The following is an 8,667-nucleotide window of genomic DNA, read 5'->3' as shown; positions in this document are numbered from 1 at the left end:
ACAAAAGCATACATCAAAAAGCTAAAACAAAGTACCTGCTATAAATTTGAAATTCAATTCAAATTTATACTCTTTTATCTTTTGCAAGAAAAGACAGAATCATAAAGCAAAAATTTCCATAAAACATCACATAAAGACTTAAAAAATAATAAAAAACGAAAGTTGATAAATTAAGGCTAAAAGGTAATCTATATTTTATTTTCTTCTTTTTCTCTAAGGTTTTCTTGTATAGTAGTATTTTGGTTTAATCCTTTAAGAAATTCTTGTAATTCTGGAGATGGAGCTATATCCATAATTTTTGCACAATTTTCCATTGTTCCCCAACCGCTTTTTTGTAAAATATCTATACCAATTTTTGTTGGCATTCTTAAATATTTGTCATACCTTTCTGATAATTTTTTAAAAAATTCTTTCTTTGTATCTAAACTTTTTTCAAGCTCTATGCGTCCAATTTCTCTTAAATGATTCAAACCTTTTGTAAAATGCCCTTGTCCAAGAGGAATTTTTAATGTTTCTAGTTCCCCTTTATTATTTTCTGGATTTGGATAACAGAGTTTTAATTGAATAAATTTATTTTGTATCTTTCCATCATTAATATTTTTTTCTTGTTGCACTTTATCAATATGAGCAAGATGAGAAAATAATTCTCCAATTTCCTCTTCATTAGTATATGGTTGCTTTTCTAAAAGATTAGCCAATTCTTTGTCAATATTTTTATCAATTTCTACATTAAAGTAGTCATATTTTTTCATAGATTTTTTCTCCTTGTGAATTTACAAAGTTTATGAATATTCTTGTTTTAATTTTTCATAATATTTTTTAATTTTATCTCCTTTATATTGTTCTAAATTCTTTAAAAAATCTTGCTCAAATTTTTCATTATAAAGAAGAATATCTAAAAGAGAATCTAAAAACTCTTGGCGTATTTTTTGAATTCTTTCTTCTTCTTTTTTTATAGCTTTGTTAAGCTTTTCCTCATATTCTTTTCTTAGATTTTTGATTAAGTTTGATTTCCAATTAATTCTTACAAAAATCGATTTATTGTACTGCAAAAAAGAAACAAAAGCTGATTATGAAGAAGCAATAGAAGGTGTTTTAAACTCACTCTATCCACAAGACATTAAAGTCGTCATTGATAGAAAGCCTTATGAGGATTTTATTGCTAAACTTCAAAATGAAAAGCTCTTAATAGGCGAGGACAAAAACATCACTCAAGCTTTTTTAAATGAGCTTTTTGATGAAAAAGGTTTAAGCTTTAAAGAGCTGAACAATTTAAGAAAGAATCTCAATGCTTACACTAAAAGCATTCAAAATCCTACTTTAAAAGACTATCTTAAAACTGCTATACAAAAAGATATAAGAAACACAATAGACAGCGCAATAGGACAAATCTTTGCAAGTGATAAAAGCAAGTATGCAAAGGCTAAAGATTTGTATGAAAATGCTTTAAATGAATATGGCTTGATGAAAGATTTGCTCAAAACTACTAAAGATTTAAAGCTTTTTGATGAAGCAAAGAGCTATGAAAAAGTGCTTGATACTTTGCTTTCTTATGTGCAAGGTCAAGGCAGTGCCAAACTTTCAAACTTAGAAAGGCTTACCTCCTCTTTAAGCAAAGAAAATAAAGCTGTAGTAGAGCTGAACCTTTTAAATGGACTTTTTAGCAAATATATAAGAAAATTTGATAATATAGAAGTTTTTGACTCACAGAACTTCCTTGATAAGCTTAGAGCCAAGCAGAAATAGCAGACAAACTTCTCGGTACTTTAAAAAGACAAAGTTATTTTATATTATTCTATTTTTGATTAATTTTTTCTTTTCTCGGAGATGTTACCAAAGCAAACTAATTAGCAAGAAAATCCTAAGGTTTTGAAATAGGATAATTTGTTTTAATAAGCGGTGATGCTGAAAAGCAAAGACAACTTTTTGAATACGCTTTGAAGTATAAATTCAATTGTAATTTTTGTAAGAAAACTTCTCAAACAATTTTTTGCTATACTAATCTTAAATAAATATTTAAAAGGTTTTGTATTATGGCAGCAGATGATCAAGAAAAAACAGAAGAACCAACTTCCAAAAAGATAGAAGATGCTCGAAATGATGGAAATGTTCCAAAAAGTCAAGACGCTTCTGCTGTTGTAACATTGCTTGTAGCCATTGTTGTTACACTTCTTGTTTTAAGTTTTATTGGTGAAAGAATTACGAATTTATATAGATATTATCAAAGTTTTATCGGTGTTGAAATGGATTTTCGTATTGTACAAGCTGTGATAATGAAAAGCATCTTTGAAGTTTTGCTCATGCTTGCACCAATAGTTTTAAGTATTATGGTAGCTGGAATTTTAGGTAATGTTATGCAATTTGGTTTTATTTTTACAACAAAGCCTATTACACCAAATTTAGACAAAATCAATCCTTTAAAAGGATTTAAGAATATTTTTTCTCTCAAAAAACTTATTGAAAGTGTAAAAATCATTTTAAAAGTTGGTGTTGTTTTTGCAGTGGCTTTTGTTGTTTTACTTCATTTTATGAAAGAATTACCACGAGTAGAACTTTATGATATTGTATCTCAAATGATTTGGTTGAGAGATAAGGCTATTATTTTAGCTGCTATTATTATTATAGCTTTTATCATAATTGCAGTTTTAGATATATTTTTAGTACGTTTTCAGTATTTTAAAGGACTTAGAATGAGCAAACAGGAGATTAAAGATGAATACAAACAAATGGAAGGAGATCCGCAAGTAAAAGGGAGAATTCGACGTTTACAGATGGAAGCAGCTCGACGTAGAATGGTACAAGATGTTGCCGGAGCTGATGTTGTGATTACAAATCCAACTCATTATGCTGTTGCAATTCGTTATGATACTCTTAGGGAAGAGGCACCTCGTGTAGTGGCTAAAGGTGTTGATTTTTTAGCTTTTCGTATCAAAGAAGTAGCGTATCAAAATAATATTATTGTGTATGAAAACCCTCCTTTGGCACGAGAGCTTTATAAATTGTGTGATGTTGATGATATTATCCCAAGAGAACTCTTTAAAGCTGTCGCCGAAGTCTTAGGATTTGTTTATAATGCCAACAAAACCAATAAAAAAAGCCGTTTAGTTGCACAAAGAGGTATATAAAACTATTTGGAATTTTCAATTTCCACTTTGCTGAATAAATTGAAGAACTGATTGTTTAGCATCGGCGTCTTCTGTGTCTATTTTGAAATAAATTTCAACACGGTTATTTTCTAAAGCTTGAGGATTGTTATCAATCGGTTCATTAAGACCATAGCTTTGAAGAGTAAGATTTTTTGCATCTACTCCGCCATCAAGAAAATATTTTGAAACAGCTTCAGCTCTTGTATATCCTAGATTAAAACTACGCAAAATTGTATCACTGTTGTCAGTATAACCGCGAATTTCTATTTTTACTTGCGGAGGTAAACGTAAAGAAAGCTGTGCCATACGTTTAAGAAAATCTTGAATATCAGTAGATTCTATTAATGCACTCCCTTGAGCAAATTCAACCTTCGAAGGGAGATTAAGAGCGATTTGATTATCTGATTGATCAAGGGCTGCTTGAAGTCTTTTGATTGTTTCTTGTTGAGTCATTGTCATTTGTCGAAGTGATTTCATCTCATCACTTTCTTCTCTTGCCGCACCTTTATATTTTTCTTGTTGCTTACTTTCTTCCTTTACAGTTTGAGTAGCAGTATAATCAAAAATTTTTATAAATTCAGTTTTTAAAGCTTCAACTTTTGCAGGATTTGTCTTAGAGATAGCCCATAGTGCTATAAAAAGCGCTAGAAGCAAACTTAAGAAATCAGCATACGGTACAGCCCATTTTTCACCAGCTGGACATTCTGGACACTTGTGTTTTGCCATTATAAATCCTATTTATCAAATTGCGAAATTCTAACATCATCGTGGCTTAGAAAATTAAAGAGTTTTGCTTCTAAGTCTCTTGGATTTGCACCTTCTGCTATACCTTTAATGCCTTCTGTGATAACAATTTGTTCTTTTACTATATCCATACCATTAGCTTTAAGTTTTTTACCCCAAGGTGCAAAAAGTGCGTAGGCTCCAAATATACCAGTAACAGTTGCTGTAAAAGCTCCTGAAATCCCAGCAGCCATTGCTTGTGGATTATCCAAGAGTTTTAGAGCCAGAATTAAACCAAAAACTGCTCCAACAAGCCCCATAGTAGGGCAAGTTTCTCCAAAAACTATCCAATATTCAGAACATTCTTTATAATGTTCTTCAAGCTGTTCAGTTTGAATTTCCATACTTTCGTGAATTTCATCAAAACTCTTACCATCAACAAGCATCATCATAGCATTTTTTAAAAATTCATTTTCAATTTCATTTGTTTTAGATTCTAAAGCTAGAAGACCATCTCTACGAGCGACTATGGCATATTCTATAAGTTGAGCAATACGTTCTGGTAAATTGACTCCAGAACCCTTAAAAACAATTTTTAGTTCTTTATAGGCTGCTTTTACAATTTTTTTATGTGTGGAAGTCATAGCACAAAAAGCTGCTGTTGGCATCACGATAAGAAACGAAGACAAGTGGATAACGTGCAGGGGATTTCCTCCTTCAAGTATATCTCCAACAGAGATGCTTGTTATCGCAAGTACCATTCCAAGTATGGTTGAAAGATCCATTCAGAATTCTCCTTATTTTAATTCGCCCCAATTTTTAGCGATATTTGATGAGATTTTTAAATTGACTTTTAATTTTACTATATTTTCCATAATATCACTAACTTTTTTTATGAAATTTTCGCACAATTCGTCCTTAACTTCAAAAAGCAATTCATCGTGAATTTGTAAGATGAGTTTTTTTTCTTCGTTTAAATCTTTTGCAATTTCAAGCATAGCAAGTTTAATAATATCAGCTGCAGAACCTTGTAAAATAGAATTGATACTCTCTCTCTCATACATAGCAAGCATCATAGGTTTTGCATTTTCAAAATCAAAATACCTTTTTCTCCCAAGTAAGGTTTTAATAAATCCATTCTTTTTTGCTTCATTTTTTACTGTTTCAAAATAGCTTTTGATACTTGTAAAATTTTCAAAATATTTTTCTATATATTCCTTTGCTAGATTGGCTTGGATTTTTAAATTTCGACTCAAAGTTTTATAGCCCATTCCATAGATAAGTCCAAAATTGATGCTTTTAGCTATACTTCGTGTCTCATAATCGCTTCTACCAAAGATCATAATTGCCGTTTTAGCGTGTATATCTTCATTATTTTTGAAGGCTTCTAAAAGCTTGATATCTTCACTAAAATGCGCAAGCATTCTTAGTTCGATTTGTGAGTAGTCAAAACTTATAAAACTGAAACCATTTTTGGCTATAAAACAAGACTTATAGTCTTTTGCGTATTGTCCTCGTGCCGGGATATTTTGCAAATTTGGATCTCTTGAGGAAAGTCTGCCTGTTGCTGTTCCTGTTTGCAGAAAACTTGAATAAATTCTTGAATTTTTATCTTTTAAGGCAAGTTTTAAAAGCGGTTCGCAATAAGTAGAGTAAAGCTTGGCAAGTTCGCGATAATGAAGAATTTTACTGACAACAGGATGTTTATCTTTCAGTTCTTTTAGAACTTTTTCATCAGTAGAATACCCTGTTTTACTTTTTTTACCGCTTGGAAGTTTTAATTTATCAAATAAAATATCACCTATTTGTTTAGGTGAATTGAGATTAAATTTTTCTCCACAAAGTGTGTATATTTCATTGCTTAAATTTTTTATTTCTTTGTCAAATTTTTGCATTAAAGCTTTTAAAAGATTTGTGTCAAGCTGTATTCCATTTTTTTCAATCATCATTATAATTTTAATAAAATCAAATTCATATTTTTTGGCAATTTCAAGTAAATTTGATTCTAGGTTATTAAGAAAATAAAGATAGAAACGAAGTGTTATATAAACATCTTCACCAGCATATTTGCAAGCCTTATTAATTTCAACATTTGCAAAATTTTCTCCTTTTTTTACAAGTTCTTCAAAATGAATGGTTTTGTATCTAAACAGTCTTAAGGCTAAATCGTCCATATTGATTCTAAGACCCGGATTATGAAGCCACGCTAATATAAGAGTGTCGGCATATTTTTTAGGAGGAGTTAAACCGAAATTATTTTCTATAATTTCGAAGTCATATTTTAGATTATGTCCTACAATAAAATGTTCATAGATATTTTGTAAAATCTTTTTAGCACTTTCTAAGGAAAGTTGCTTGCCCACGCCTAAATAATTATGTGCCAAAGGTACATAAAAGGCTTGTTGTTCGTTGAAACAAAAGCTAAAACCTACTATTTTTGCTTCTTTTGTATCAAGTCCTGTGGTTTCAGTATCAAAAGCTATAATATTTTCATTGTCTATGCTGTTTAAGAGCTCAAAAAGAGTATTTTCATCTGTAAGTACTCTTGTTTCGAAATTTAAATTATTCTCTTTATTTTGAGGATTTGAGTGTATTTTTTTTAACAAGGAATGTAATTCATAATGCTTTAAAATGTCAAGTATCTTTAATAAGGGTTCATCTTTAGGAAAAGAGGAGCTTAAAAGCAAGTGCTTTACTTCTAAATTCTCATACAAAGAAGCAAGTTTTTTGCTTAAAAACGCATTTTCTTTTCCTTCAATAAGAAGTTTTTTTGTCCTTTCTTGCCGAATAAGAGTTAGATTTTCATAAATTCCTTCAAGACTTTCAAATTCCTGTAACAAGTTTTTTGCACCTTTTTGTCCTATACCTTTAATTCCGGGTATGTTATCAGAACTATCACCACATAATGCAAGAAAATCTTGAATTTGGTGTGGTTTTACTCCATACTTTTCAAAACACGCTTCTTCGTTGTAGTCATTTTTTGAAATTGGACTGTATATGCTTACTTTATCGTTTTTAATGAGCTGATATAAATCTTTATCTTGACTAACGATTCTGATAAAAAGTTCTTTATTTTCACATTCTCTTACTACTGAAGCGATAATATCATCAGCTTCATACCCTTCACAAGAATAGCTTGTGAAACCCATTTTTTCTATCATTTGGATGCAAATTGGAAGTTGTGCTAAAAGTTCAGGCGGAGGCGGAGTTCGGTTTATTTTGTAGTTTGGATCAAGTTCGTTTCTAAAAGTTTTTCCTTTGCTATCAAGGGCAAAGATAATATAATCGCTTTGAAATTCGTCTTTAAGATTGTAAATGAAATTTGCAAAACCAGCAATCATTCCGCTTGGTTCGCCTTTAGAATTGTGTAGATTTTTAAGAGCATAGTACAATCGAAAAAAAAAGCCAAAAGTATCAATAAGAGTTAAAGTTTTCATAATTTCCTTTGTGTGTTACTGAGTTTTTCTTTAGTGAAGTTGTGTTGTATTTGCAATTCCTCTTGCGTGTTTGCTTGTTCCATTTTTTCCTTATACTTAATTTTTGTATTAAAAATTATAGAGTTTGAAAGCTCATAAAAACTTTAATTTACTTTATACTCTTTTTATTTATTCCCTTCATTTTAGTTCAAATGCAATAATATAGCCTATAAGTAAAAAATAGCTCTAAAAACTTTTTAAATGAAATTGTATTACTTTAGTAATTAAAATCGATTTAAAAGAGTTTTGCTAAAAATAGAATAAGCACATAACGCCCTGTCTTTCCTAATGCCACAAAGAAAGCACATTTTATAAAAGGATACTTTGCAAAACCGAGTGCTAAAGCAAAAATATCTCCAATAAAAGGTAAAAAGGTTAAAAAAGCAAAGAGACTTCCAAATTTTGTAAAATTTGTATTGAAATTTGTAAGTTTTTTGAGAGAATTTGGGAAGTATTTTTGAAGTATTTTTTCTTTTCCAAAATACGCTAAGCCATAGGTACTCAAAGTACCTAAAGTATTGCCTAAGCTTGCAACAAAAAGTACAAGATAGCTATTAAAACCAAACTGTATAAAAGTAAGTACAAAAGCTTCACTTGCTAAGGGTATAAGCGTACTTGAAAGAAAAGATATGATAAAAAGCATAGGATAACTAAAAGTTTCAAGCATCTTTTAATCTTTAAAAAAGATACAATTATAGCAAAATTTACTATAATTAGCTTTTTATAGAGTATTTTTAGAAGTGTTTTATCAATAATTATTTCAATAATACAAACGATAAACTAGATTTATGTAGTCTAGGAGTTAAAGTCATTCAAATGGTTTTAGAAACGAATCAAAGGTAAGCAACTTGTATATTCCTCTCTATTCAAAACTCAGAGCAAAACTAGAATCTAAAGGCTTAGATTCTATTACAAGAGGATAAATCTGTTTTTGTCCTAACAATTCGTAGAGAATATATCAAAAAGCTGCATACAGAATCTACTCTTGCTTATGATGATGATTTATCAAAAATCCTTATCAATCTTGATTCTTTGGTTGCACAAGATTTAGTGAGATTTCTAACAAGTTTTCCTGATAAAAAAATTAACCTTTAAAGATTTTTGTGAAATCAAAGCATATAAAAGCTATAAGGATAAAACTATCATTTCAAGACAAAAAAGAGAAGTTATTAAAGCAAAAGATAAGCTCATAGAGTATTGTACCTTGCACCTCTTTATACAACTCCATCTTAAGAACTATTGAGACAATTAGCGAGATTAAAAAGTTTAATCTCAATATCATTGTTTTAATTACAGATTGGAATAGCGAAGCAGATAAAAAT

The 8,667-nt window shown here is 29.9% G+C and carries 7 protein-coding genes and 1 pseudogene; 3 read left to right on the top strand and 5 right to left on the bottom strand.

The features are described 5' to 3' along the window. Positions 1 to 188 precede the first annotated feature (188 nt). Positions 189 to 752, bottom strand: a complete 564-nt coding sequence (locus OQH62_RS08020; protein WP_266015987.1) for a hypothetical protein — start codon at positions 750 to 752, stop codon at positions 189 to 191. A gap of 289 nt (positions 753 to 1,041) precedes the next feature. Here OQH62_RS08020 and OQH62_RS08015 point away from each other — a divergent pair, with 289 nt between their 5' ends. Further along, positions 1,042 to 1,746, top strand: coding sequence for a hypothetical protein (locus OQH62_RS08015; protein ID WP_266015985.1), 705 nt, complete (start codon positions 1,042 to 1,044; stop codon positions 1,744 to 1,746). A gap of 287 nt (positions 1,747 to 2,033) precedes the next feature. After that, positions 2,034 to 3,125: a flagellar biosynthesis protein FlhB gene (gene flhB / locus OQH62_RS08010; RefSeq protein WP_266015983.1), complete on the top strand. Its 1,092-nt coding sequence runs from the start codon at positions 2,034 to 2,036 to the stop codon at positions 3,123 to 3,125. Positions 3,126 to 3,140: 15 nt separating this feature from the next. Here flhB and motB read toward each other — a convergent pair whose 3' ends face one another. The 4 genes from motB to OQH62_RS07990 form a co-directional block, all read right to left on the bottom strand. Then, positions 3,141 to 3,875 carry a flagellar motor protein MotB gene (motB, locus tag OQH62_RS08005; protein ID WP_266015989.1) on the bottom strand — a complete coding sequence of 245 codons (735 nt, stop codon included), beginning with the start codon at positions 3,873 to 3,875 and terminating at the stop codon, positions 3,141 to 3,143. A gap of 5 nt (positions 3,876 to 3,880) precedes the next feature. Next, positions 3,881 to 4,654: a flagellar motor stator protein MotA gene (gene motA, locus OQH62_RS08000; protein ID WP_266015980.1), complete on the bottom strand. Its 774-nt coding sequence runs from the start codon at positions 4,652 to 4,654 to the stop codon at positions 3,881 to 3,883. Between the two features lie 12 nt (positions 4,655 to 4,666). Next, on the bottom strand, positions 4,667 to 7,306 hold the full coding sequence (polA, locus tag OQH62_RS07995; protein ID WP_266015977.1) for a DNA polymerase I: 2,640 nt from the start codon (positions 7,304 to 7,306) through the stop codon (positions 4,667 to 4,669). A gap of 274 nt (positions 7,307 to 7,580) precedes the next feature. Continuing rightward, positions 7,581 to 8,012 carry a YqaA family protein gene (locus tag OQH62_RS07990; RefSeq protein ID WP_266015975.1) on the bottom strand — a complete coding sequence of 144 codons (432 nt, stop codon included), beginning with the start codon at positions 8,010 to 8,012 and terminating at the stop codon, positions 7,581 to 7,583. Positions 8,013 to 8,269: 257 nt separating this feature from the next. Here OQH62_RS07990 and OQH62_RS08775 point away from each other — a divergent pair. Further along, positions 8,270 to 8,543, top strand: a pseudogene (locus OQH62_RS08775) (hypothetical protein); the annotation flags it as partial. Positions 8,544 to 8,667: the final 124 nt, after the last annotated feature.

It is taken from the genome of Campylobacter sp. MIT 21-1684, assembly GCF_026241315.1.
In the GTDB taxonomy this organism is placed as follows: domain Bacteria; phylum Campylobacterota; class Campylobacteria; order Campylobacterales; family Campylobacteraceae; genus Campylobacter_D.
This window is presented reverse-complemented; position numbering and strand designations above follow the sequence as displayed.

Bases quoted from the DNA above. Each gene is read 5' to 3' on its own strand.
- OQH62_RS08020 (WP_266015987.1), bottom strand. From the start codon at position 752: ATGAAAAAATATGACTACTTTAATGTAGAAATTGATAAAAATATTGAC.
- flhB (WP_266015983.1), top strand. From the start codon at position 2,034: ATGGCAGCAGATGATCAAGAAAAAACAGAAGAACCAACTTCCAAAAAG.
- motA (WP_266015980.1), bottom strand. From the start codon at position 4,654: ATGGATCTTTCAACCATACTTGGAATGGTACTTGCGATAACAAGCATC.
- polA (WP_266015977.1), bottom strand. From the start codon at position 7,306: ATGAAAACTTTAACTCTTATTGATACTTTTGGCTTTTTTTTTCGATTG.
- OQH62_RS07990 (WP_266015975.1), bottom strand. From the start codon at position 8,012: ATGCTTGAAACTTTTAGTTATCCTATGCTTTTTATCATATCTTTTCTT.